This window comes from Penaeicola halotolerans (genome assembly GCF_016464625.1).
Taxonomy (GTDB): Bacteria; Bacteroidota; Bacteroidia; order Cytophagales; family Cyclobacteriaceae; genus Penaeicola; species Penaeicola halotolerans.
Window position 1 is genome coordinate 174,403 of record NZ_JAEAGO010000004.1, and the last position, 23,173, is coordinate 197,575.

The following is a 23,173-nucleotide window of genomic DNA, read 5'->3' on the forward strand; positions in this document are numbered from 1 at the left end:
AGATGGACAAAGAGTTGAGTCAAAAAGAACTAGCCGCTTTGGTCTCCCTATTGGATGATGAAGATACAGAAGTGAGAACCCATGTACGTGAGAAAATCATGTCTTTGGGTTCTCCCATTATTCCTTTTTTAGAGAAAAAGTGGGAGGAAAGTTTCAATGCTACCTTTCAAAAGCAGATAGAAGAGCTGGTTCATGACTTGCAGTTCAAGCTAGTCAAAGAAAGGCTTTCGATATGGGGAGAGACAGGTGGGATAGATCTACTAGAAGGTATCTGGCTACTCAACACGTATCAATATCCAGACTTAGAACTAGAAACACTTCAAAAGGAGCTTGAACAACTGTACTATGATGCTTGGCTCGAATTTAATCAGGACTTACAAGCAGTAGATAAGATTAGGGTGCTTAATAGTGTTGTATTCAATAAGCTCAAGTTTTCTGCTAATACTAAGAATTTTCATGCACCTGGTAACTCTATGCTGCATGTAGTGTTAGAGACGAGAAGAGGAAATCCCATCTCGCTCTGTGTTGTGTACATGTTGATCGCTCAAAAGCTCAAACTGCCAGTTTATGGTGTTAACCTACCCAATCTTTTTGTGTTGACTTATAAGACAGAGGATCAGCAATTTTACATCAATGCTTTTAACAAAGGTCTGATTTTCTCCAAAGCAGATATCGCTAACTACTTGGGGCACTTGCGCTTGGATACTAAAGATAAATATTTCGAGCCCTGCACACACATCGACATCGTAGCTAGAATGCTTAGGAACTTATACATTTCCTTTGAAAAACTTGGGGATAGTGCCAAGATGGAGGAAGTGATCGAAATGCTCCGGTGCTTAGGACAAGGATTGGAGTCTTGATTTGCTTATCTGATCACACAGCCTGTGGGTCTCGTGCTTCTTGGATTAGCATTTCTACCCGCTAGTACTGAGACTAGAGCATTCTTCAAATAAGCACTTGTCACTTGATCAGGGAGCTGTGGATTATTGTCTATAGCACCTTGATAGACTATATTGAAGCCAGTCTGAGTGTGCTTTAATACAAAGACTTCTGGAGTTTTGCTAGCATCAAAAATTTGAACAGCTTCTCGAGATTTATCTACTAAATAGGGGAAGTTGAATCCTTTCTCTCCAGCACGTTTTTTCATTTCAGAGATAGATTCATCTGGATTTGTATCAGGATCATTGGGATTGATAAGTATGAACTGCACATTTTGACTGTCAAACTCATCATAAAGCGCTTTGATTCTGTCTTCATAAAGTTTTGAATAAGGACAGTAGTTGCTCGTAAAGATCAGCACAACGGCTGATTTACCTTCATAGCTACTGAGCTTGATGTTGTTTCCAGAGTTGGCGTCCAACAACTGAAAATCTGGCACTTGTGCCATCACTACATTTGATATACAGAAAAAAGTGAATAGTAGTGGTAAAAATGATTTTTTCATAATCCATCAAATTTTAAGTCAATTTAATAGGATTTAATGACAAATAGCAAATTATACTGTGTAAATAATTTGAGTTTCTCGTATTTGACTTTTTCTCAAGATGTAATGATTTTCTGAATCTTCCTCTACTACTTTGCCATGATACATTTCTTGATCTACTACAAAAGGGGCTATTCTGATATTGTTTTTTAAGCTAATACCGGTTCTCCCCTTTGCTTTGAAGATGGCCTCTTTCGCACCCCAGTAAATAGTTAGTTTTTCTAAATTATTCCCAGCTTCTTTGAGCTCATCTTCATTAAGAAATTTACTTTTTACTTTGAGTAGATTGCTCTTCCCCTCTTCTAGGTCTATCCCTATATGTTGATCTTTATGGTAGTAAGCTGCGGCATATTGGCTGGTATGAGAGAATGAGATAAAACCTTTGATGCCGATGAGGTGTGGCTTACCAAACTCATCTTTGATAGCGGAAGTATAGGGGAGCGACATTTCTTCTAGCACTTTTTTGAGTGCAAATCGAGCTCCAAGCCATTCTATTTGTTTTTGAGGGTGAGAGATCAAGCGCCACTCGGCTAGGTCATGCTCATTTAAAAAGCTGATATCACAAGAAGCCAGATTAGTTTCTGTTAATTTATAAATCACAAAAACTGCTTCAGGGCTTATTTTTTCTATTTTTGCTAAGTGCATGAGGCGCTGGATATTCGACAAGATAGATGACAAAGATACAAGTATCAAAAATAAATGCACTCACTGGTCACAATGATTGTGTGTATGCTTTATCAAGAGGAAGAGCTGCTAACTTATTTTTTTCAGGGGCAGGAGATGGGATGGTCGTAGAGTGGGACCTCACTCAACCTAAGGACGGTAAGCTTATCGCTAAAGTGCCACAGTCTGTCTATGCTGTATGCTATGATCAGGCACGAGGTCAACTGCTCATCGGAGAAAACTATCAAGGACTACATGTGATAGATCTCCAAACCAATCGTGAGCTATATGCCGTGCAGCTGACAGATGCAGCTATTTTTGATATTCAAGTGAAGGGAGACCTTGCTTGGATCGCTACAGGTGATGGAGTAGTGATTGTATTTGACCTAGTGCGTCAGGGGATCATCAAGCACATCAAGTCTTCTGATAAAAGTGCCAGAACCATCAGTATCCACCCAGATTTAGAGCAGTTTGCGGTAGGATACAGCGATCATTTGATTAGAATTTTCGATTTTGACTATCAGCTCATCCAGACACTCCAGGGGCACACCAACTCTGTTTTTACCGTAAAATACAGCCCTGATGGAAGCTACTTGCTCTCGGCAGGTAGAGATGCTCACCTCAAGGCTTGGAATGTAGTACAAGCTTATGTGCTTCAAGAAGATATCATAGCTCACATGTATGCAATAAACCATATCGACTTTAGTGCAGATATGAAATATTTTGTAACTTGTAGTATGGACAAATCCATCAAGGTTTGGGATTTGCAGTCATTCAAACTACTAAAAGTAATCGATAAAGCGCGTCATGCTGGACATGGAACATCCATTAATAAATTGCTTTGGTCTGACTTTGATAGTCTGATCGTGTCGGCAAGTGATGACCGCACATTGTCTATTTGGGATTTGTCATTTATACCCGATTGAGAAAATAAAAGTCTTATAAGACAGTTATTTGGAACAGAGCGTCTTCAAGCTTAGATTTAGATAAAATATATAAAAAGATGAAAATCACCCCGATAGAAATACGTCAAAAGACATTCGAAAAAAACTTTCGAGGCTATGACAAGGATGAAGTTACTGCTTTTTTGCTTTCACTTTCTCAAGAGTGGGAAAGAGTGCAGGATGAGCAAAAGGAGCTCAAAATGAAGCTCGATAACTCAGAAAAGGAGGTGAAAAAGCTTAGAGATGTAGAAGACTCGCTCTTCAAAACACTCAAAACTGCAGAAGATACAGGGGCCAACATGATAGAGCAGGCCAATAAAACGGCTGAACTCATCCTGCGTGAGGCTCAAATGAAGGCTGATGCCATGATGGTAGAAGCCCAAAACAAAGCAAGAAATATCATAGAAGAGTCTGAAGACAAAGCGAGAAACATCGTGGAGGATATGAAAGAAGATGTCATCAGACTAGATGAAAACTTCAATGAGTTGGAGGCTTTCAGAGACCAAATCATTAGAAGCCTCAAAAACCTCGCTTCAGATACGATGTCTAAGATCACGCAAAGTCAAGATGAGTTTAAAAAGCTAGATAATGACGGCCATATCAAAAGAGCTAAACAACTAATAAGGTCTATAGGTCAAGAATCTAAAAAGATAGAAGCAATCTCTAATCAATCAACAGAGGCGAAAACGATAGTAAATGCTTCAACCAACTCAGAAGAGGAAGGATCATTTTTTGACAAGTTAGATTAATGGGCTACATCAAGTTAGAAGGTATGGAATTCTATGCCTACCACGGATATTATGAGTCTGAGCGTCAAGTAGGCAATCATTATAAAGTGGATATAGAGTTGAAAGTCCCTTTTTCTTTGGCATCCTCAGCAGATGAGCTAAGCGGCACAGTCAACTACGAAGACATCTACAACATAGTGGCTGCTGAAATGAAATCTCCTGTCAAATTGCTTGAGTTTTTAGGAAAAAAAATTCTTGATCAAGTCTTGCGATTATCAGATGATATCCAAGAAGCTAAAGTCTCTATCTATAAAAATAACCCACCCATAGGAGGTGTGTGTGCTTGGTCTAAAGTCACCATATGTTTCCCTGAAGATTATGCGTAAAATACTTTTTTTAGTTGTGATCATTTTCTTGCCTTTTTTCACAAAGGCACAAGACCTGCCGACTTACAAGATTTTTGACAAAGAGGGGGTGGAAGTTTCTTTTGGTCAAATGTCTGATGCACTTGGAACCAGTGAAGTTGTGCTATTCGGAGAGTTGCACAATGAATCCATTATCCATTGGCTTCAGCTACAGTTGCTCAAAGACCTACATACTAAGGGTAAGTCAATAGCTGTTGGTATGGAGATGTTTGAAGCGGATGATCAGCTGGTGATCGATGAGTACTGGACAGGCAACTATGCCATGACACAGTTTGAGGCAGAAGTGAAACTCTGGAACAACTATAAAGTAGACTACAAGCCGATTTTAGAATATGCCAAAGCGAGTAAGTTGCCTTTTGTAGCCACTAATATTCCTAGAAGGTATGCCAACATGGTCTCAAAGCAAGGAAAGGAAAGCTTGTTGACTTTATCAGAAGATGCTAAAAGTTATATGATGCCATTGCCACTTGTGGTTGATAAAACTTTACCTGGCTACGCTGCTTTTGGTGAGATGATGGGACACAATCCTCAGATGAATATCGACTACTTCATAGAAGCGCAAGCTGTCAAAGACGCTACTATGGCACATTTCATCATGCAGAACTTAGTGTCTTCAGGAGTTTTTATTCACTATCATGGCACTTACCATTCTAACAACTTCGAAGGTATATATTGGTATTTGAAGCAGTCTAAATCAGATCTAAAAATCAAGACTATCGCTAGTGTAAGTCAAGCAGAGATCAGTAATCTAGCGAGTGAAAATATTGGTCTAGCAGACTTTATCATCGTGGTACCGATGGATAGTCCGAAGTCATATTAATCCTTTTTTTGAAGGGGTTCATTGATAAAAGTAAAGCCTCTAGCTTCAGATCCTTCGTAAAAGTCAATCTTAGTTCCCATCAGAAACATGACATGCTTTTTTTCTATCAAGACAGGGATACTGTTGATTTCAAATGACTCATCACCAGTTTTAGGCTTATCAAATCCAAGTGCATAGGACATACCACCACACCCAGCACCCTTAACACCTACTCTGAGATGATAGTCAGCAGGGATGTTTTTATGAGCCATGATATGCTTGATTTCTCGCTCTGCAGCGTTTGTGATTTCTATCGGAGTGACCAACATTTTTTGACTTTTATGTAAAAATACAGCTTTCAGTAAAAAGGTTTCATGCTTTGATTTTAATTTCAACGTTGAACTGATAGATTTACAAAAAGAACATTATAAAATATGGAATACATAGTAGAGCTTTTAAAGATTGTCCTGCCGGCAGCACTTGTTATTTATGCGATGTACTTAGTCGTAGTATCTTTTTTAAATAAAGATATGGAAAAGCGACTTATCGAGCTAAAACTTAAAAATAAAGAGGTGGTACTTCCTATTAGACTACAAGCATATGAAAGGCTCGCTTTGCTACTAGAGCGCGTATCTCCCAATAATATCTTGACTCGATTGTACAATAGTAATTACTCAGCAAAAGAATTTCAACAGATATTGCTCCATGAGATCAGAGAGGAATTTCATCATAATATCGCGCAACAAATCTACGTGGGCGAAGGGGCATGGAATTTGGTACAATCAGCGGTAGAGGATGTCACTGTGTTGATCAATAAGTCAGCTCAGCTCCTTCCAGCAGAGGCTAAAGCGATAGATTTATCCAAAAAGGTATTTGAGCTTTCGATGGATGCTGATAGAGATGCGATCGCTAAAGCGATCAAAGCATTAAAACAAGAAATTCAAGTTGAGTTTTAAATAAAAAACCATGAAGGATGTACAAAAGTGGGAAAACTGGGAAGAGCGCTACGCACCCAATGCCGAAAAGGTACTCCAAAATGAGTCTAGACTATCTCGTCTAATAGAAAATGTCAAAGCAAAGTTTGATAAGCTTACCAGAAAAAATAAAATAGTAAGGGGAGTGAGTGAGATCTTGATGACTTATGTTCAGCTGATTCAGTCATATAGAAGAGGTCTTTACAAAGATTTTCCTAAAAAGTCCCTATTGCTGATCATTGCAGCATTGATCTACTTCGTATCACCGCTTGATTTCATACCCGACTTATTGCCTATCTTAGGATATGCAGATGATGCCTCCATCTTGATCATGGTGTATAAGTCCGTGCAGGATGATCTTCAAAAGTTCAAAGAGTGGCAACGTAGTCAAGTTGTCCAATAGTATTTTTTTTAATTTAACACTGGGAACATTAGCTTGCTAATTAGTTGTTGGTACATGTATTAAATGCTAACAGTCCTATGTCAAAAGTCATCATAGAAGCACATCTCTCATCAGGAATTTCTTACTCGGCTTACAGAAAAATCATCTCTGACCTGCATGCAGCAGGCAAGGTCACTGGAAATAATCAAAGCGAATCACTGCTAGCTTACTCCAAGCTCAATGAGCACAGGATGAATAAGTGGGATAAAACAGCGCAGTTGTCTGATAAAATGAAGACTGCACTCGATCAAATCAAAAGACCGCAAACTTGGGTCTTGCTCACCGAGGGCTGGTGTGGAGATGCTGCACAGTCAGTACCCTATCTCAACTTGATGGCAGATTACAGTGATCAGATTACCTTGAAGATATTGCTTAGAGATGAGCATTTAGAGGTGATGGATGCTTATTTGACCTTAGGAGGAAGGTCTATTCCTAAGTTGATCGCCTTGGATTCGGATACACATGAGGAGCTCTTTACTTGGGGTCCGAGACCAGCAGTACTTCAGAAAATGGTTTGGGACTACAAGGAAAACCCTACAGAGCCTTATGAGAAATTTGTAGAGAAGCTTCATCTATGGTATGCGAAAGATAAGCATGCTCATATAGAAGTAGAATTTATTGATTTATTCAATTCTCTGAGCTGATAGGATGGACTCATTGACTCAGATCGTCTTAGGCGCTGCGGTAGCTGAAGTAGTAGCAGGGAGGAAGTTGGGAAATAAAGCCCTTTTGCTCGGAGCAGTGGGAGGGACTATACCGGATTTAGATGTCTTAAGCAACTTGTTTTTTTCAGAGATCGAAAGCTTAGTGATTCATAGAGGCTTTTCGCATTCTATCTTTTTTCCATTGCTAATAGCTCCTATTCTGAGCTGGCTTTTGGTCAAAATGGGATGGATCAAAGGACTTGATTTTAGAACAGCCTTTAGTTTATTTTTTTGGGCTATTTTCACGCACCCTTTGTTAGATGCATTGACTGGATATGGTACGCAGCTTTTTTATCCCTTGTGGGATTATCGGGTAGAGCTCAATACGATTTTCATCATAGATCCACTTTATACGCTACCTATGCTGATAGCTCTGATCTGGGTATCAAGATTATCTAGAGAAAGTGAGAAGCGTGCCTTGGTCAATCGTGTTGGGATATTCATAGCGCATAGTTATTTGCTACTCACGATCCTTAATAAGCTACTAGCCACGGCTGCTATCGAAGGAAGATTAAATAGAATAGGTCAAATGGATGAGGTGATGACCATGCCAGCGCCATTTCAAAATCTCGTATGGCAGTATATTGCTCGTCAGGGAGATACCTATTATGTTGGCTATTATGGTATAGGAGAGGCTCGAGACAAATTTTCTCCCTTAGTCATAGAAGGAAATCATGCTTTGCTAGATGAATGGAATCAAGCTGATGAAGTCCGTGTGTTAAAGCGATTTTCAAAGGGGTACTATCAAGTTAATCAAGAAGCAAATAAGTTGATATTCAATGATCTGAGATTTTCTACTACGAAAGGTTGGCTGGATATAGGTGATTATATTTTTTCTTTCGAACTTCAGGCAAAAGGTGAAGAGATAGAGGTGAGAAGAAGACAAGCTTTTAGAGAAGTAAGCTTAGATGACTTGAAAAAGATATACGATAGATATTAAGATGAAAAAAATAGCTTTTGTAGCAGGAGGATCAGGGCTAGTAGGGTCTAAGCTTTTACACGCACTTTTTGCTGATCCTGCTTATGAATATGTGATCAGCCTCAGTCGAAGAATGCTGGCTATCAAGCATGATAAACTCATACAACTAGTTGCTGATTTTGATCATTTGCATGAATTTGATGCATTGGCTCAGCTGCAAGAGAAAGCATTAGATCACACCTATGTGAAGCTTTTTGAGCAGATCCAAAAAGGAGGGTATGAGTTAAAGGCTTTTTGCACCCTTGGTACGACTATCAAGAAAGCAGGTAGTCAGGCAGCCTTTTATAAGGTAGATCATACCTATGTGATTAATTTCGGTAAGTTCGCGAAGCGATATGGTGTCAGACACTTCCTACTCATCACTGCCATGGGAGCAGACGCTACCAGTTCGATTTTCTACAATAGAGTCAAAGGTGAGATAGAAGAAGATATCAAGACTGTTGGATTTGATCAAATCACTATTTTACGACCTGCCCTCATTTTAGGAAATAGAAATGAGTCTAGAACAGGCGAAAGTATCGCAAAGCTGGTGATGAAAGTCATCCCTTTCTTTGGTCCGATCAAGAAATATAAACCAGTGCATGACTATGTGATCGCACGGGCGATGCGCGCTGCTGCGGAATCTGATCAAGATGCCTACAGCGTCATTGAATCAATCGAAATCCAAACCTACAAATGATAGCAGTACTGCAACGTGTGTCTGAAGCATCTGTTAGAATAGATGGTAATATCAAAGGTCAAATCGGTCTTGGGCTGATGATCTTAGTAGGAATAGAGGAGGCGGACAGTCAAGAGGACATTCTGTGGCTGAGCAAGAAGATTGTGAATTTGCGTATATTCCCAGATCAGGATGATGTGATGAACGAGAGCCTGATAGATGCTGGTGGAGATATTTTGCTCATCAGCCAGTTCACTTTGCATGCTAGTACCAAAAAAGGCAATAGACCCTCATATATCAAAGCAGCCAAGCCAGAGATCGCTATTCCTCTTTATGAAGAGTTGATCAAGCAGCTTTCTATAGAGCTAGGAAAGGATATTCAAACGGGCGTATTCGGAGCTGATATGAAAGTGTCGCTCATCAATGACGGTCCAGTGACCATCCTCATAGATACCAAAAACAAAGTATAATGACGATAGAAGAAGCACAAGCTCAAGTAGATCATTGGATCAAGACAGTAGGTGTACGGTACTTCAATGAGCTGACAAACATGGCAATTCTCACAGAAGAAGTGGGTGAGCTGGCAAGGTTGATCGCTAGAAAATACGGGGAGCAGTCCTTCAAAGATTCTGATAAAAATAGAGACTTAGGAGATGAGATGGCTGACGTGCTGTGGGTTTTGATCTGTCTAGCAAATCAAACGGGAGTTGACCTAACGAAGGCACTGGAGAAGAACTTTGAAAAGAAGAATATCCGAGATCAAGACCGACACAAAAATAATGATAAGCTAAAATAATTAGTTAATTACTTTTTCAGCCAATTTCTCTTTTACCCAAATCTCTGCATCTGTTAGCTTTGGAAAAATTTCATAAGGGATAGGCTGCTTTTGAAGAGAAAAAATCATTTTTAGAACGGCTCTGATGGTAGCATTTGGGATGACATAAGCTGTACCAGCACAGTAGTCTACCATTTGTTTTTTATAAGCTTTGAGCCATTCGGCTTGCTTCTTTTGGTGAGCAAAGCTAGGGATTGTAGCCTTTGAAGCATCAAAAATGATGGCCAATCTCTCCTTCGCCTCATAGAGATTGGCAGTTTCTTGCAGATACAAGTCAAAGTTCTCGTCCGTACTCTTATGTCCCGTAAAAGTGATGTAGATGATCGGCTTCATCCCAGACTCTACTGTCGCATATTTGTATCCCTCCATGAGAGATAAACCGCAATTTGCTGAATAAGTTTTAGTTGAGCTTTTCGGATCAATAAGATCTCATCTTGAACTTCTTCTTGAGTTCAGCTACAGCATTTCTAATGGTGTGATCCGTATCGATGAGGTCATTGACAGTCTGTACCGCATGGATCACTGTACTGTGATCCCTCCCTCCGAAGTGATATCCGATAGATTTGAGGGAGTGATTGGTGTACTCCTTCGCAAAATACATGGCAATCTGACGCGCAGTCACGATCTCTTTTTTGCGTGTTTTGTCCTTGAGATCTTTTAGGTCTATCTTGAAGTAGTCAGAGACCGTCTTTTGGATAAAATCTATTCCTACCTCTGTATCAATATCTTGTACGATATTTTTGAGCGTTTGCTTAGCAAGCTCTAGGTCCATCTCCTTCTTATTAAGAGAGGCATGCGCTATCAGAGAGATCAGTACGCCTTCTAATTCACGGACATTCGTATCTACGCTGTAGGCGAGGTATTCTACCACCTCATCAGGTATATAGATACCGTCTCCTTGCATCTTTCGCTTGATGATGGCGATACGCGTTTCAAAATCTGGCATCTGCAGATCAGCCGTCAATCCCCATTTGAATCGGGATAAAAGACGCTCTTGAAGGCCTTTGAGATCTCGTGGAGGACAATCGCTGGTCATGATGATCTGTTTACCACTCTGGTGCAGGTGATTGAAGATGTGAAAAAACATCTCCTGCGTACGCTCTTTGCCAGCCAAAAACTGTACATCGTCTATGATCAAGACATCTACTTGCAAATAGAAATTGGTGAATGACTGGATGCTATTGTTTTTGATAGCGTCTGTAAACTGATTGGTAAACTTTTCAGAAGATACATATAAGACAAACTTGTCATTCAAGTTGCCTTTGATTTCATTGCCTATGGCTTGCACAAGGTGTGTTTTACCTAGTCCCACACCGCCATATACCATCAGCGGATTAAAGGATGTAATACCAGGCTTTTGAGCTACGGCAAAACCAGCAGATCTAGCGAGTCTATTACAGTCACCTTCGATATAAGTATCAAATACATAGTGTGGATTCAAGTTTGACTGTTGGATATCTGTCTCCAAGCTTTTTAGCTCAAAAGGACTCTTGATATCTTCAAACTTTACAAATCCATTACCTTGATTTTTATTTGGCTTGTTATTTCCTGTGTAGTTGTTTTGAGGAAAATTAACCACATAAGGCTGATTTTTCTCATTTCCTTTATCCACTACTACCGCATATTCTAGACGTCCATCAGCTCCTAAGGTCTCTAGGATGGCCATCTTGAGCAACTTCACATAGTTCTCCTCGAGCCATTCATAAAAGAATTGGCTAGGTACCTGAATAGTCAACACCTTGTTTTCTAGCCTAACAGGCACTATGGGCTTAAACCATGTGCTAAAGCTATGCTCACTGATGTGTTGGCTAATCAGCTGAAGACAGTTGTTCCATACCGACTGGTGTTCTGCGATCATTGATATACCTGAGGTAAATTATGTGAGTAAACCCTGTGAATTTTTTGAGGGGAGACAAATTTGTTAAAAATAAACTTAACAAAAAAATCAATTTGCTATTGACTTTTTACTTTATGTCGAGAGCACTTGATTTAGCTGATTTTTTTCTGTTTTCTATCTCAAAATCAATGCGTCCCACTCTCATGCCAGCCCAGCCAGCTTGATTGACCATAGTGGTACCTCCTTCGCTATCTACGTAGATATCAGGTTGATCCAAGAATGTGTGCGTGTGCCCTCCTAATATCAAGTCTATGCCGGCTACTTGCTGTGCTAGAACAGTGTCGCTGATTTTGGAACTTCCATATTTGTACCCAAGATGTGATAGACAAACGATCAAATCACATTTCTTCTGACGAAGCTCTTGTACCATTTCTTTGGCCACTGCTACTGGATCTAAATATTTGGTTTGTTCAAAGGCATCGTATGGAACAAGCCCTTCTAGCTCTATACCTAGGCCAAAAACCCCAATTCTGAGTCCTCCTTTTTCGAAGATTTTATAAGGTTCAAATCGACCATTGAGTCTCGTTTGAGTAAAATCATAATTGGCAATCAAGAAAGGGAAGCTAGCATTTGGGAGCTGGTTTTCTAGTCCTATGAGGCCATTATCGAAGTCGTGATTTCCTAGTGTAGCAGCATCATAGCCCATCTGACTCATGAGCTTAAATTCAACCTCTCCGCCATACATATTGAAGTAGGGCGTGCCCTGAAAAATGTCTCCAGAGTCGAAAAGTAAAATATGCTCTTCTTCTTGTCGAATCTGTTTGATCAAAGCCGCTCTTCTCGCCATGCCACCTTTGCCAGCATTGGCTGTTCCATCTAGTGGAAATGGCTCCACACGAGAATGCATATCATTAGTATGTAAAATGGTGAGCTTTTGTATCTTTGGCTTGGCTAGGGACTCTACTCCAGAGATTCCTGTTAGTCCTATTGCTGCACCACTGATCAATGTCTGCTTGATAAAATCTCTTCTGCTACTCATGGTTACTTGAATATTACGCGACCTTCGATATTGGCTACTATGGGTTGATTTGCAGCTTGTAGCTGCTTTATTTTTTTGATGATGGCATCACGCTGTAGGAGGTTAGTTTCTCTCACACGAGGCGCATCTATCAGAAAGGACATACGATCACCACCATTGGCTAGATAGTCTGTGATGGCTAGGTGATAAGTTTTCATTGGGTCAAAAGGCTCACCACCGATGGATGCCTCTAGGAGTTTTCCATTGCTGTCATAGACGAGTTTGGAGTTTGAAAGCGCTATATTTTTTGCTTGACCGATATACTCAAAAAGCTGCTGCATCAAGTCTCCATCAAGCGCTAGAATCACCATGAGGTTCTCAAAAGGCATCACTTCATAAGCTTTACCTAGTGTAATGTCACCTTTAGGAAGTACTGTGCGAAGACCTCCTGTGGCTACTGCTCCCATGTCTACGCGTTCTCCTGTCTCCGCAGCTACTATCTCTTGATTGAGATCAGCTACAAAATTGCCTAGGGTCGACTCTACACTCCTTTTTGTCAATTCTTGATTGGAGAAGCCTATGATCGCACTCATTTCACTTTCAAGCTTTTCTTTGTATGGTGCGATAAATGCAATACTTGCACTATCAGCTGCCACGCTATCTGTGATGTTGAGATGGCTATGATAGCTTGAGTAGCTAATCGGCTGTGAAGTCTGACATGACCAGAGTAGTCCTGTCAGTAGTAGAATGAAAGTTAGTTTTTTCATAAATATGTAAGCAAATAATATTTTAGCCTCAAAAAGCTATGCGCTAAAATAATAGTAAGCTCTGGTAAAATCATTAAATTTACCCAAATATAATATCGTTTTGAAATCTACAGAAAATGGAACGATAGTCATACCACAAGTGAAGCTTGAGTAATCACGATCAAATGGAAAAAGAAATTTCAAAGAAGGGCTTATTGGCCGAATTTCCACCTGTTTCTAAAGAGGTATGGATGACTAAGGTCAAAGAAGATCTTAAAGGCCAAGATTTCGAGAAAAGACTAGTTTATCAAGCCATTGAGGGTTTTAAAGTAGCCCCCTTTTATACAGCGGAGGATTCTGCTAATCCACTCATCAAGACTTATGAAAATAGCGGAAATCTAATACCTGAGATCCCTGGTTTGGGATATCGCCACTGGAACAATACTGTCAAAATAACTGATGTAAATCCCAATAAAGAGGCACTTGCTGTTCTCAATGCTGGAGCGGAAGCGCTGGTATTTGAAGTGACGGAGCAAACTGATGTGACTACATTGCTGAAGGATGTGCTTTTGGCTTACTGCCCCGTGTGGTTTGAAGTGAAGGGTGATGTATTAGGTTTTGCTGAAAAGCTGTCAGCATACTTTGCCGCTTCTGAGACAGCAGCTTCTGATATCAAGGGAGGATTGATCCTTGATCCATTGATGCAGCAAGCAAAGGGTAGTTCGTTAGCGATAGAGTTGAAAGATCTGTTTGAGATTTTAGGGTCTTATTCCTCATTTAAAGTGCTTACTATAGATATAGCAGCTTACCATAATGCTGGCGCTACAGCTGTGCAAGAACTAGGATTTGGTCTTGCCCAACTCGTGCAGTATATGGATGACTTGACAGAAGCGGGGCTAAGCTCAAAAGATATCGCTGAAAAAGTTGCTTTCAATATGGCTTCAGGAGGAAACTACTTCATGGAGATAGCCAAATTTAAAGCCATGAGGATACTAGCCCACCAAATTTTTGCAGCTTACCAAGCGGGTCTTAAGCCTGAGGATATTTGGATCAATGCGGAAACGAGCTATTGGACTAAGTCACTTTTCGATAGCTATAATAATATGCTCAGAAATACGACCGAGGCCATGGCTGCGATACTAGGAGGAGCAAATGCTGTTTTGGTACATCCTCACGACCAAGTGCTAGGCTTGCCTTCTACTTTTTCTAAGAGAATATCACGCAATGTCTCTACTATACTTAGAGAAGAGAGCTATCTAGACAAGGTAATGGATCCTACTGCAGGCACTTATTTGCTAGAGCAGTTAATCGATTCATTGGTGAAAAATGCATGGCAACTGTTTGAAGAAGTAGAGGCGGGAGGTGGATGGCTAGAGCACTGGTCGTCTGGTAAAATCATGGCTGCCATAGCAAATACACGTGCTGAAAAGCACTTCAAGATACATTTGAGAAAAGACTCTGTAATCGGAGCCAATCAGTATCCAAGTATGAATGAGTCTATCTCTGAAAAAGAAGTGAATGCGGACTTTGGTCAAAATCAATACCTCACTGCTGCACGTGCTACAGCTTACTTGGAGCATTTGAGAATGCAGAGTACTCAGCAAACTTTGAAAGTTCATTTACTACTGATGGGTCAAGGCCCAATGGTAAAAGCTCGGGCAGGATTTGCTACTAATTTTTTTGAAAGTATGGGTGTTAAAGTGACTTTAGGAAAAGATGGACTTGATCTCTCAAAAGCATCTCAAGAAGCTAAATCAGCCAATGTGGATTTGATTGTGCTATGTGGAGCTGATGAGACCTATCAATCAGATGCTTTATCTGTTTTAGAGACTTTGAAAGATTCTAAAGCTAAGATTTGTCTGGCAGGAAATCTCCCAGATCTCAAAGGATCTTTAGAAGACAAAGGACTCTATAGATTTATCCACAGAGATACAGATGTTGTTACTTTTGGTCAAGAACTTTTAAGTGAATTATCGTATGAAGCCTAAGTTTACTTTAGATAATAAAATCCCTCAAGCCAATATTAAAAAGGGTACTTCATGGCAAACTGCTGAAAAGATCCCTGTCAAGCCAGTTTTTACAGCTTCGGACTTAGAGCAAATGGAACACTTAGGATATGCTGCGGGGGTGTCACCATTTCTTCGTGGACCATACAGTGCTATGTATGCGCTTAGACCGTGGACGATCCGGCAGTATGCGGGTTTTTCTACAGCAGAGGAGTCTAACGCATTTTATAGAAGAAATCTAGCGGCAGGTCAAAAAGGACTTTCTGTAGCTTTTGATCTTGCTACCCACAGAGGGTATGACTCAGATCATCCACGTGTACAAGGAGACGTAGGGAAAGCGGGAGTAGCCATCGACTCTGTTTTAGATATGAAGGTCTTATTTGATCAGATACCGCTAGACAAGATGTCTGTATCAATGACGATGAATGGTGCAGTGATTCCCATCATGGCATTTTATATAGTAGCTGCTGAGGAACAGGGTGTCAAGCCAGAGCAGCTTAGTGGTACGATTCAAAATGACATTTTGAAAGAGTTCATGGTGCGTAATACCTACATCTACCCACCACAGCCATCTATGAGAATCATCGCAGATATCTTTGCATACACTTCTCAGCACATGCCTAAGTTCAATTCGATCTCGATCTCTGGCTATCACATGCAGGAGGCTGGTGCTACGGCAGACTTGGAGTTGGCTTATACACTAGCGGATGGACTCGAGTATTTAAGAACAGGCGTAGCCTCTGGTTTAGATATAGATGAGTTTGCTCCTAGACTCTCATTCTTTTGGGCTATCGGTATGAATCACTTCATGGAAATCGCGAAAATGCGTGCAGGAAGAGTGCTTTGGGCTAAACTGGTGAAGAAATTTAATCCTAAAAATGAAAAATCTCTAGCGCTGAGGACCCATTGTCAGACATCTGGCTGGTCACTCACCGAGCAAGATCCATTCAATAATGTTACGAGAACAACTGTAGAAGCCCTAGCGGCAGCCTTAGGTCATACACAGTCACTTCATACCAATGCACTCGATGAGGCTATTGCGTTACCGACAGACTTTTCTGCCAGAATTGCTCGAAATACACAACTTTTCCTTCAGGAAGAAACTCAGATCACAAGGTTTGTTGACCCATGGGCGGGATCATACTATGTAGAGTACCTCACAGATCAGCTCATCAAAAAAGCATGGGAACTCATCGAAGAAGTGGAGAGTCTAGGCGGTATGGCCAAAGCTATCGAAGCAGGAGTGCCAAAGATGCGTATAGAAGAAGCAGCAGCGCGTAAGCAAGCGAGGATTGACTCAGGTAAAGACGTCATCGTAGGTGTCAATCGCTACTTTGCTGAGAAAGATATGGAGTTTGATATCTTGGATGTGGACAATACTGCAGTGAGAGAGAGTCAAATCAAGCGATTGGAGAAATTGAAAAAAGAGAGAGATAACATTGCAGTGAAAGGTGCACTTGTTGCAATCTCTGAAGCAGCGGGTAGCGGTAAAGGTAATCTCCTAGCGCTAGCTGTAGAAGCTGCAAGAGTACGTGCTACATTAGGAGAAATATCTGATGCTATGGAAGAAAAATTTGGAAGACATAAGGCAACTATCAAGTCTATCTCTGGCGTGTACTCTAGCGAGGCTAGCCAAGATGAAAATTTCAAACAAGCTAAAGCACTAGCAGATCAATTTGCTAGCTTAGAAGGTAGAAGGCCACGAATCATGGTGGCCAAAATGGGTCAAGATGGACACGATAGAGGAGCTAAAGTCATAGCAACTAGCTTCGCTGACTTGGGCTTTGATGTGGATATTGGGCCGCTTTTTCAGACGCCAGAAGAGGTCGCTAAACAGGCCACAGAAAATGATGTCCATATCATCGGTGCATCTTCATTGGCTGCGGGGCATAAGACGCTCATTCCTCAACTGATACAGTCTCTCAAAGACTTAGGTAGAGAAGATATAATGGTCATAGCAGGAGGTGTCATCCCTGAAAAAGATTATCAATTCTTGTATGATGCAGGTGTGTCTGCTGTTTTTGGCCCAGGTACTGTTATCGCTAAAGCGGCTCAAGAGATCCTCAATAAGCTGATGGAATAGTGAGAGATAAAATCATTTTATTGCCAGTATTGGCTTTGCTATTAGGAGGCTATTTATGTAGAGCTGAGGATTTTGATCTTCAGCTCTATGATACCTATTATGTATTAGGTTTAAGAGATATCTTACTCACAAGCGCTTGGGTTCATCTGCTAGTGACTCTGATATTTTTTAGGGAAGTTAAGAAAAATGAGCTTTATCGATTTCTGTCTCATACCGCACTGAGCACGAGCATTCTGGCTTTTCTGGTGATCGTTTTATTCTTAGGCTTACTATTTTTTTCTGATTTCTTCCAAGGTGGATTTTTGAGCTATTACCTCCTTTTTGGGTTGTCAGTGGGAGCAGTATCTGTGATCAATGTACCTTTTTTGATTGGACTGTATCTAACTAAAAGATTTGTCTAAAACAGATAAGTGTCTATATTTATGATAGTTAAATATACTTTTTGTGAGAAATCACTTACTTATTTCTATCGTCTTTTTGTTAGTCGCCAGTACAGGCGTAGCACAAGTTAAGTTTAAAAGAAAAATCGATTATCTAGATCAGAATTTCTACGAGGCAAAGAAATCAGACCATTATTATGCAGTGCGTACGGATCAATTAGGTGTCTCTTACTATTTTGTGGGGGATGAATTGCGAATCATGACTATGATAGCTCCAGATATACAGTTAGTGCTAATTCCAAAGATTAATCAGTTTGTCATCTCAGAGGGTATCAATGGTCATCACTCTGCTGAAACAGTTTTTAATCAGGAAGGCTATCTCAGAGAGCATCGTTATTTTCTGAACAGACCTACTATAGATTTGGACAGTACTTTTTCAGTCAAAAAAGTAGCTATTAAGAATCATGGCTTGGAAGAGAAGTTAACTGAGAAATTTAGTGACTTTTCTATTGATGAAACTTTGAATATTGAAAATTATGCGCCTACCAAAGTTTTTGCCGTACATTTTGAAGGAGTAAGTGAGATCCTTTATGAAGGGGAGGTAGAAAATAAATGGTTGACCGCATTAATCCCAGATTTTTCCTTTTTGATAGAAGAAGTTTTATCGGATACTATTCTTTCTGATGAGGTTTATATAGTCAGTTATATCTTTAGTATAGATAAAGGAAAAGTAGTCGTAAAAAGAGAAGATGATGATGCAGCATATGAAGATTTGTGTGATTGTATAGAGGACTTTAGAAATCACATGTATCAAAGTGCATTAGAACTACTTTATAGTAATTAAGCTATTCTCTAATGATCTCAAACTCTACTCTTCTGTTGAGTTTGCGGTCTTCGTCTGTCTTTTCTTCTACGATAGGCTTGGAGGATCCATAGCCTCTAGAGGTGATCCTATTTTTCTTGAGTTTCCCTTTCTCTTCGATAAATTTCCTGATATTATCCGCTCGATCTTGTGATAGCTTCAGGTTAAAGCTAGGATCTCCTTTGCCATCTGTATGGCCAGAGATAACCAGTTTTAGATTAGGATGATCTACTAGAAAGTCGGCTATTTTAGTCAAATCTGCCTCCATTTCTGGTAAAATATCAGCCTTACCATAGGCAAATTCAACTGATGAAAACTGGATTTTGGCTTCGATAGGCTCTATCGTACGCTGAAAAGTCGTTTCACCATCTAAAAAGAAAATTTCTTCAATCCTGAAAAACTCATCTCCCTGAATGATCAGCAGATAGTTGTTTTTATTGATCAGGTCAAACTCAAACGAACCATCAGGGCGCAGATACTGAGGCGCTACTTCGATACCATTGTCTAAGTCTATGATGGAGACGATACCTTGAACTGGTTTGCCCTCTTGATCGAGTATTTGACCATTAAATCGTGTCGTAGCAAGCGGCTGACCTTCCATAGGAAGCGGGAATGAGTAGAGATCTAGATCTTTAATGCGATTGCTATCTGACTTGGCATAATAGATTTCTTTAGCCTTAGGGTCGATGGTGAAGTAATATTCTCTACCAGGCGTATTAACTAGTGGGCCTAGATTCATAGGAGGTGTCCAAGCGCCTGTCAGTGTTTGATATGTTTTATAGATATCGTAGTCGCCAAAGTTGAAAAGTTGACCATTAGAGCTGAAGTAAAGTACTTTATAGACTGGGTGGTAAAATGGGCTAAGCTCATTATTTTTCGAGTTGATCTCTGGCCCCATATTTTGCACATTACTCCATTTGCCCTTAGCATCTTTGATCGCAAAGTAGATGTCTGCCATCCCAAATCCGCCCGTACGATCTGAGGAAAAGTAAAGTGTATCTTCACTAGGCGAAAGCGAAGGGTGAGAATCCCAGTTAAGTGAATTGACTTCTTTGCCTAAGTTTTGGATATCACCCCAAGTACCGTCTTCCTGTCGTGAGGCAGAGAAGATATCGCAGCTTCCTAGACCATCAGGACTATCGCAACGAACGAAATATATCATTTGTCCATCTTTTGATAAGCAAGCTGAACCCTCGTTGTAAGGCGTATTAATTCCCGTGATAAGTTTGGCTTCGTTCCAATAGCCATCTTTATATTCAGATAGGTAAAGATTTTCAATGGCTGTGGACTTGAGATCTAGTGTACTTCTTTTCATCCGTTGAGACGAAAATATCATCTTGTCTCCAGTGCTATTGATAGAGGGGCCATAGTCAGGACTTAGGGAGTTGATGAGTCCACCCATATTGACCAAGACGCCATTTTGTGGGATTAGGGTATCTATCTGACTACGATAGTTCACCAGTTCATAATAGTACTTAAGTGGCACGTAAGAGCGGACATTATTTTCGTTGATAGCTTCATATCTGATTTTGAGGTCAGGTATTTCATGACCTAGCCGATAGTTTTTGATCGCTAGTCCGTATACTTGAAGTGCCAAAACGTTATCATCAAACTCTTCTGCCAAAAGTCCTAGCTTCCAGATGAGCTGCCCATCCTGTATGAAATTTTGAACGCCAAAATTGTTTACATAAATTTTGAGTGCTTCAAAAAGCTCTTCTTTTTTTCCAGCTTTCTCAAGACTCTCTATTTTAGAAAGTAGGCTTGGATCTTGATAATAATTGATTTGGTTAATCTGTGGGAAATTTAGCAAGTTGATAGTAGACTTAGTGTCTTTAGCTTTACCTAGAAAAAAACCTTTTCCCTCTGCTTTAAAGTTTTTATTTTCCTTTTGGGCAAAAGATAAACTCGGCATAGACACTGCCAAAGCTGTCAATAATGAAAATAGATATACACCTATTCTTGTCATTTGAATAATTAAAAATGTCTTTCGATTTTAAAGATAAGGAATATTCATATTCATTGTGCTATTCATTACCTTGGCATACGGCTTGCAACCTTAGAGGTATAACGAAAAAAGTCAAAGAAAAGCTAATTTAAGTGTCAATCTGACAGTAAAAATATATGAGCAACAGCAAACATCCCTTAGCAGATATGCTTTCACTTCAGGATTTTTCGGATGCAGAACCAGATTTGGTGCAATTTGTATCCCTAGAGGATGAAGAAGAAGGGTCCGCAGATAAATATCCCAATCAAGTTCCACTCTTACCTGTTAGAAATACTGTATTATTTCCTGGAGTGGTTATTCCCATCACTGTTGGTAGACAGCGTTCGATTCGTTTGGTCAAAAAGGCCAACAAGGGAGATCGCTTCATTGGTGTAGTGGCACAGAAAAATCCCAATCAAGATGATCCTGGCAAAGAGGATATCTACACAATCGGTACACTAGCCAAGATCATCAAAATGATCGTTCTACCAGATGGTAATACTACGATCATCATTCAAGGTAAGAGTAAATTTGAAGTTGAAGAAGTCATCACTGATGATCCGTACCTCACAGCTAAAATCAAGCTGATAGAGGATGTCATGCCTAAGAAAAGCAATAAAAATATCAAGGCACTAGTACAGTCACTTAAAGATGCTGCTTCAAAGATCTTGAAGCTTAATCCAGAAATACCAAGAGAGGCACAGGTAGCACTCGATAATATCGACAATACGATTTTTCTTACGCATTTTCTTTCTTCAAATATCAATGCGACTGTAGCAGATAAGCAGAAGCTACTGGAAGTCAATGATTTTGAAGCTAGGGCTACTTTGCTACTTGAGTACATGATGAAGGATATTCAAATGCTCGAGCTTAAGCAGGAAATCCAAAATAAGGTCAATACGGACATCGATCAGCAGCAGAGAGATTACTTTTTGCGTCAGCAGATGAGAATCCTACAAGACGAGCTAGGTGAGGAAGGTCCTGAGCGTGAAGTAGAGCAGCTTAGACTCAAAGGCGAACGTAAAAAATGGCCTAAAGAGGTGGTTAAGCATTTCAATAAAGAGCTGGATAAAATACTCAGACTGAACCCTGGGGCAGCTGAATATCCGATAGCCATGAGCTATGTGGAGACTTTGGTAGAGCTTCCATGGAATCAGTTTACAAAGGATAATTTTGACCTCAAGAATGCTCAAAAGGTTTTAGATAAAGATCACTTTGGCCTAGAAAAAGTCAAAGAGCGTATCATCGAATATCTTGCAGTTTTGAAGTTAAAAAATGATCTCAAAGGGCCTATTTTGTGTCTCTATGGACCTCCAGGTGTGGGTAAAACTTCACTAGGAAAGTCTATAGCTAAAGCTCTCGGCAGAAAATATGTCAGAATGTCACTTGGTGGAGTACATGATGAGGCGGAGATCAGAGGTCACCGTAAAACTTATGTGGGTGCATTACCAGGTAAGGTCATCCAAAATATGAAGAAGGCTAAGTTTTCAAATCCTGTCTATGTACTTGATGAGATCGATAAATTGAGTTCTGACTTCAGAGGAGATCCTTCTTCAGCTTTGCTAGAGGTACTAGATCCTGAGCAAAACAATGCTTTTGTGGACAACTACTTGGAGGTGGATTACGATTTGTCTAAAGTGTTATTCATCGCTACGGCCAATTCGCTAGACACTATCCAGCCTGCACTCCGAGATCGTATGGAGATCATAGAAGTAACAGGGTATACACTACAAGAGAAAATAGAAATAGCCAAGAGGCACCTCATACCAAAGCAGCGTAAAGAACATGGGCTAAAATCAGCTGATGTGACTTTCACAGATGCTGCGATATCTAAGGTGATTGAGGACTATACACGTGAGTCTGGGGTGAGAAGCTTGGAGCGTAAACTAGGCTCAATCGTGCGAAATGTAGCCAAATCCATCGCCATGGAGGAGGAGTATGTGAAGCGCATCACTCCTGCTAGGGTAAAAGAGATCCTTGGTTCTGAGATTTTTGACCAAGAACTTTATCAGGACAATGAAGTAGCTGGTGTAGTCACTGGACTGGCATGGACATCTGTGGGAGGAGAGATCCTCTTCGTAGAGTCTAGCTTGAGTAGAGGTAAAGGGAAGCTTACTCTTTCTGGTCAGCTCGGTGATGTCATGAAAGAGTCTGCGATCACAGCACTTTCTTATTTGAAATCTCACGCTGATGATCTTTTGATTAATTACAAGGTGTTCGATCAATATGACCTGCATGTGCACGTGCCCGCTGGAGCTGTGCCTAAGGATGGTCCTTCTGCGGGGATCACGATGTTGGTTTCTATGGCTTCGGTCTTTACACAAAGGAAAGTTAGAGCTAATCTAGCCATGACTGGAGAGATCACACTGAGAGGTAAGGTCATGCCTGTAGGAGGTATCAAGGAAAAAATTTTAGCAGCTAAGCGAGCTGGAGTGACAGATATCATCCTTTGTCATAGAAATAGAAGAGATATCGAAGAGATCAACAAGAGCTATCTTGAGGGTATTACTTTCCATTTTGTGGAGACAGTAGGAGAAGTCCTCGCGCTTGCACTATTAGATGAGAAAGTGAGTAAGCCGATGAGTCTGGCTGTTGATGAAAACTTGAAATCTGAGTCATAATC

General features: G+C 40.4%; 25 protein-coding genes. 17 read left to right on the plus strand and 8 right to left on the minus strand.

Going from position 1 to position 23,173, the window contains the following annotated elements; translation table 11 throughout:
• Positions 1-2 precede the first annotated feature (2 nt).
• On the plus strand, positions 3-860 hold the full coding sequence (locus I5349_RS11625; protein ID WP_226390940.1) for a transglutaminase-like domain-containing protein: 858 nt from the start codon (positions 3-5) through the stop codon (positions 858-860).
• 5 nt (positions 861-865) lie between these two features.
• On the opposite strand, the gene I5349_RS11630 is transcribed toward I5349_RS11625, so the two are convergent.
• Both I5349_RS11630 and I5349_RS11635 read right to left on the minus strand, forming a co-directional pair.
• Positions 866-1,444 carry a thioredoxin family protein gene (locus I5349_RS11630; protein ID WP_226390941.1) on the minus strand — a complete coding sequence of 193 codons (579 nt, stop codon included), beginning with the start codon at positions 1,442-1,444 and terminating at the stop codon, positions 866-868.
• 51 nt (positions 1,445-1,495) lie between these two features.
• Complete coding sequence (locus I5349_RS11635; protein WP_226390942.1) at positions 1,496-2,128, minus strand: 4'-phosphopantetheinyl transferase family protein; 633 nt, start codon at positions 2,126-2,128, stop codon at positions 1,496-1,498.
• A gap of 26 nt (positions 2,129-2,154) precedes the next feature.
• Here I5349_RS11635 and I5349_RS11640 point away from each other — a divergent pair, with 26 nt between their 5' ends.
• The 4 genes from I5349_RS11640 (at position 2,155) to I5349_RS11655 (ending at position 5,063) form a co-directional block, all read left to right on the plus strand.
• The gene (locus I5349_RS11640; RefSeq protein ID WP_226390943.1) at positions 2,155-3,072 is read left to right on the plus strand and encodes a WD40 repeat domain-containing protein; all 918 of its coding nucleotides are present in this window, start codon (positions 2,155-2,157) and stop codon (positions 3,070-3,072) included.
• Positions 3,073-3,149: 77 nt separating this feature from the next.
• Positions 3,150-3,839, plus strand: a complete 690-nt coding sequence (locus I5349_RS11645) for a DivIVA domain-containing protein (RefSeq protein WP_226390944.1) — start codon at positions 3,150-3,152, stop codon at positions 3,837-3,839.
• Positions 3,839-4,204, plus strand: a complete 366-nt coding sequence (gene folB, locus I5349_RS11650) for a dihydroneopterin aldolase (RefSeq protein ID WP_226390945.1) — start codon at positions 3,839-3,841, stop codon at positions 4,202-4,204. The genes I5349_RS11645 and folB overlap by 1 nt, the downstream gene beginning before the upstream one ends.
• Positions 4,197-5,063: a ChaN family lipoprotein gene (locus I5349_RS11655; RefSeq protein ID WP_226390946.1), complete on the plus strand. Its 867-nt coding sequence runs from the start codon at positions 4,197-4,199 to the stop codon at positions 5,061-5,063. Before folB ends, I5349_RS11655 begins: the two co-directional genes overlap by 8 nt.
• Here I5349_RS11655 and I5349_RS11660 read toward each other — a convergent pair.
• Positions 5,060-5,368 carry a HesB/IscA family protein gene (locus tag I5349_RS11660; RefSeq protein WP_226391092.1) on the minus strand — a complete coding sequence of 103 codons (309 nt, stop codon included), beginning with the start codon at positions 5,366-5,368 and terminating at the stop codon, positions 5,060-5,062. The genes I5349_RS11655 and I5349_RS11660 overlap by 4 nt on opposite strands.
• Positions 5,369-5,476: 108 nt before the next feature.
• On the opposite strand from I5349_RS11660, the gene I5349_RS11665 reads away from it, so the two are divergent.
• The 7 genes from I5349_RS11665 to I5349_RS11695 all read left to right on the plus strand — a co-directional run bounded on the left by I5349_RS11665 (position 5,477) and on the right by I5349_RS11695 (position 9,595).
• On the plus strand, positions 5,477-5,998 hold the full coding sequence (locus tag I5349_RS11665) for a DUF7935 family protein (RefSeq protein WP_226390947.1): 522 nt from the start codon (positions 5,477-5,479) through the stop codon (positions 5,996-5,998).
• Positions 5,999-6,008: 10 nt separating this feature from the next.
• On the plus strand, positions 6,009-6,419 hold the full coding sequence (locus tag I5349_RS11670; RefSeq protein WP_226390948.1) for a YkvA family protein: 411 nt from the start codon (positions 6,009-6,011) through the stop codon (positions 6,417-6,419).
• Positions 6,420-6,496: 77 nt separating this feature from the next.
• A complete protein-coding gene (locus I5349_RS11675; protein ID WP_226390949.1) occupies positions 6,497-7,102 on the plus strand; it encodes a thioredoxin family protein in 606 nt (201 codons plus the stop codon).
• Between the two features lie 4 nt (positions 7,103-7,106).
• A complete protein-coding gene (locus I5349_RS11680; RefSeq protein ID WP_226390950.1) occupies positions 7,107-8,102 on the plus strand; it encodes a metal-dependent hydrolase in 996 nt (331 codons plus the stop codon).
• Position 8,103: 1 nt separating this feature from the next.
• Positions 8,104-8,820 carry a Rossmann-fold NAD(P)-binding domain-containing protein gene (locus I5349_RS11685; protein ID WP_226390951.1) on the plus strand — a complete coding sequence of 239 codons (717 nt, stop codon included), beginning with the start codon at positions 8,104-8,106 and terminating at the stop codon, positions 8,818-8,820.
• Positions 8,817-9,269 carry a D-aminoacyl-tRNA deacylase gene (gene dtd / locus I5349_RS11690; protein WP_226390952.1) on the plus strand — a complete coding sequence of 151 codons (453 nt, stop codon included), beginning with the start codon at positions 8,817-8,819 and terminating at the stop codon, positions 9,267-9,269. Before I5349_RS11685 ends, dtd begins: the two co-directional genes overlap by 4 nt.
• Entirely contained in the window at positions 9,269-9,595 is a 327-nt protein-coding gene (locus I5349_RS11695) for a nucleotide pyrophosphohydrolase (RefSeq protein WP_226390953.1), read from the plus strand. Before dtd ends, I5349_RS11695 begins: the two co-directional genes overlap by 1 nt.
• On the opposite strand, the gene I5349_RS11700 is transcribed toward I5349_RS11695, so the two are convergent.
• The 4 genes from I5349_RS11700 to I5349_RS11715 all read right to left on the minus strand — a co-directional run bounded on the left by I5349_RS11700 (position 9,596) and on the right by I5349_RS11715 (position 13,256).
• The gene (locus I5349_RS11700) at positions 9,596-10,003 is read right to left on the minus strand and encodes an STAS/SEC14 domain-containing protein (RefSeq protein ID WP_226390954.1); all 408 of its coding nucleotides are present in this window, start codon (positions 10,001-10,003) and stop codon (positions 9,596-9,598) included.
• Between the two features lie 49 nt (positions 10,004-10,052).
• A complete protein-coding gene (dnaA, locus tag I5349_RS11705; RefSeq protein ID WP_226390955.1) occupies positions 10,053-11,492 on the minus strand; it encodes a chromosomal replication initiator protein DnaA in 1,440 nt (479 codons plus the stop codon).
• Between the two features lie 106 nt (positions 11,493-11,598).
• Positions 11,599-12,510 (minus strand): bifunctional metallophosphatase/5'-nucleotidase, encoded by a 912-nt coding sequence (locus I5349_RS11710; RefSeq protein ID WP_226390956.1) that lies wholly within the window; start codon positions 12,508-12,510, stop codon positions 11,599-11,601.
• 2 nt (positions 12,511-12,512) lie between these two features.
• Complete coding sequence (locus tag I5349_RS11715) at positions 12,513-13,256, minus strand: 5'-nucleotidase C-terminal domain-containing protein (protein WP_226390957.1); 744 nt, start codon at positions 13,254-13,256, stop codon at positions 12,513-12,515.
• A 164-nt stretch (positions 13,257-13,420) separates the two neighbouring features.
• Between I5349_RS11715 and I5349_RS11720 the strand changes: the two genes are divergently transcribed.
• Genes I5349_RS11720 through I5349_RS11735 form a run of 4 tightly spaced genes read left to right on the plus strand, consistent with a single transcriptional unit; the run spans position 13,421 to position 18,548 of the window.
• Positions 13,421-15,223, plus strand: a complete 1,803-nt coding sequence (locus I5349_RS11720) for a methylmalonyl-CoA mutase family protein (protein WP_226390958.1) — start codon at positions 13,421-13,423, stop codon at positions 15,221-15,223.
• Entirely contained in the window at positions 15,213-17,324 is a 2,112-nt protein-coding gene (gene scpA, locus I5349_RS11725; protein ID WP_226390959.1) for a methylmalonyl-CoA mutase, read from the plus strand. The genes I5349_RS11720 and scpA overlap by 11 nt, the downstream gene beginning before the upstream one ends.
• Positions 17,324-17,725: a hypothetical protein gene (locus I5349_RS11730; protein ID WP_226390960.1), complete on the plus strand. Its 402-nt coding sequence runs from the start codon at positions 17,324-17,326 to the stop codon at positions 17,723-17,725. The genes scpA and I5349_RS11730 overlap by 1 nt, the downstream gene beginning before the upstream one ends.
• Before the next feature lie 43 nt (positions 17,726-17,768).
• Positions 17,769-18,548 (plus strand): hypothetical protein, encoded by a 780-nt coding sequence (locus I5349_RS11735; RefSeq protein WP_226390961.1) that lies wholly within the window; start codon positions 17,769-17,771, stop codon positions 18,546-18,548.
• Between the two features lies 1 nt (position 18,549).
• On the opposite strand, the gene I5349_RS11740 is transcribed toward I5349_RS11735, so the two are convergent.
• Positions 18,550-20,532 (minus strand): OmpA family protein, encoded by a 1,983-nt coding sequence (locus I5349_RS11740; protein WP_226390962.1) that lies wholly within the window; start codon positions 20,530-20,532, stop codon positions 18,550-18,552.
• Positions 20,533-20,687: 155 nt separating this feature from the next.
• Between I5349_RS11740 and lon the strand changes: the two genes are divergently transcribed.
• A complete protein-coding gene (gene lon, locus I5349_RS11745; protein WP_226390963.1) occupies positions 20,688-23,171 on the plus strand; it encodes an endopeptidase La in 2,484 nt (827 codons plus the stop codon).
• Positions 23,172-23,173 lie beyond the last annotated feature (2 nt).

Bases quoted from the DNA above. Each gene is read 5' to 3' on its own strand.
- I5349_RS11625 (WP_226390940.1), top strand. From the start codon at position 3: ATGGACAAAGAGTTGAGTCAAAAAGAACTAGCCGCTTTGGTCTCCCTA.
- I5349_RS11630 (WP_226390941.1), bottom strand. From the start codon at position 1,444: ATGAAAAAATCATTTTTACCACTACTATTCACTTTTTTCTGTATATCA.
- I5349_RS11635 (WP_226390942.1), bottom strand. From the start codon at position 2,128: ATGCACTTAGCAAAAATAGAAAAAATAAGCCCTGAAGCAGTTTTTGTG.
- I5349_RS11640 (WP_226390943.1), top strand. From the start codon at position 2,155: ATGACAAAGATACAAGTATCAAAAATAAATGCACTCACTGGTCACAAT.
- I5349_RS11645 (WP_226390944.1), top strand. From the start codon at position 3,150: ATGAAAATCACCCCGATAGAAATACGTCAAAAGACATTCGAAAAAAAC.
- folB (WP_226390945.1), top strand. From the start codon at position 3,839: ATGGGCTACATCAAGTTAGAAGGTATGGAATTCTATGCCTACCACGGA.
- I5349_RS11655 (WP_226390946.1), top strand. From the start codon at position 4,197: ATGCGTAAAATACTTTTTTTAGTTGTGATCATTTTCTTGCCTTTTTTC.
- I5349_RS11665 (WP_226390947.1), top strand. From the start codon at position 5,477: ATGGAATACATAGTAGAGCTTTTAAAGATTGTCCTGCCGGCAGCACTT.
- I5349_RS11670 (WP_226390948.1), top strand. From the start codon at position 6,009: ATGAAGGATGTACAAAAGTGGGAAAACTGGGAAGAGCGCTACGCACCC.
- I5349_RS11675 (WP_226390949.1), top strand. From the start codon at position 6,497: ATGTCAAAAGTCATCATAGAAGCACATCTCTCATCAGGAATTTCTTAC.
- I5349_RS11680 (WP_226390950.1), top strand. From the start codon at position 7,107: ATGGACTCATTGACTCAGATCGTCTTAGGCGCTGCGGTAGCTGAAGTA.
- I5349_RS11685 (WP_226390951.1), top strand. From the start codon at position 8,104: ATGAAAAAAATAGCTTTTGTAGCAGGAGGATCAGGGCTAGTAGGGTCT.
- dtd (WP_226390952.1), top strand. From the start codon at position 8,817: ATGATAGCAGTACTGCAACGTGTGTCTGAAGCATCTGTTAGAATAGAT.
- I5349_RS11695 (WP_226390953.1), top strand. From the start codon at position 9,269: ATGACGATAGAAGAAGCACAAGCTCAAGTAGATCATTGGATCAAGACA.
- I5349_RS11700 (WP_226390954.1), bottom strand. From the start codon at position 10,003: ATGGAGGGATACAAATATGCGACAGTAGAGTCTGGGATGAAGCCGATC.
- dnaA (WP_226390955.1), bottom strand. From the start codon at position 11,492: ATGATCGCAGAACACCAGTCGGTATGGAACAACTGTCTTCAGCTGATT.
- I5349_RS11710 (WP_226390956.1), bottom strand. From the start codon at position 12,510: ATGAGTAGCAGAAGAGATTTTATCAAGCAGACATTGATCAGTGGTGCA.
- I5349_RS11715 (WP_226390957.1), bottom strand. From the start codon at position 13,256: ATGAAAAAACTAACTTTCATTCTACTACTGACAGGACTACTCTGGTCA.
- I5349_RS11720 (WP_226390958.1), top strand. From the start codon at position 13,421: ATGGAAAAAGAAATTTCAAAGAAGGGCTTATTGGCCGAATTTCCACCT.
- scpA (WP_226390959.1), top strand. From the start codon at position 15,213: ATGAAGCCTAAGTTTACTTTAGATAATAAAATCCCTCAAGCCAATATT.
- I5349_RS11740 (WP_226390962.1), bottom strand. From the start codon at position 20,532: ATGACAAGAATAGGTGTATATCTATTTTCATTATTGACAGCTTTGGCA.
- lon (WP_226390963.1), top strand. From the start codon at position 20,688: ATGAGCAACAGCAAACATCCCTTAGCAGATATGCTTTCACTTCAGGAT.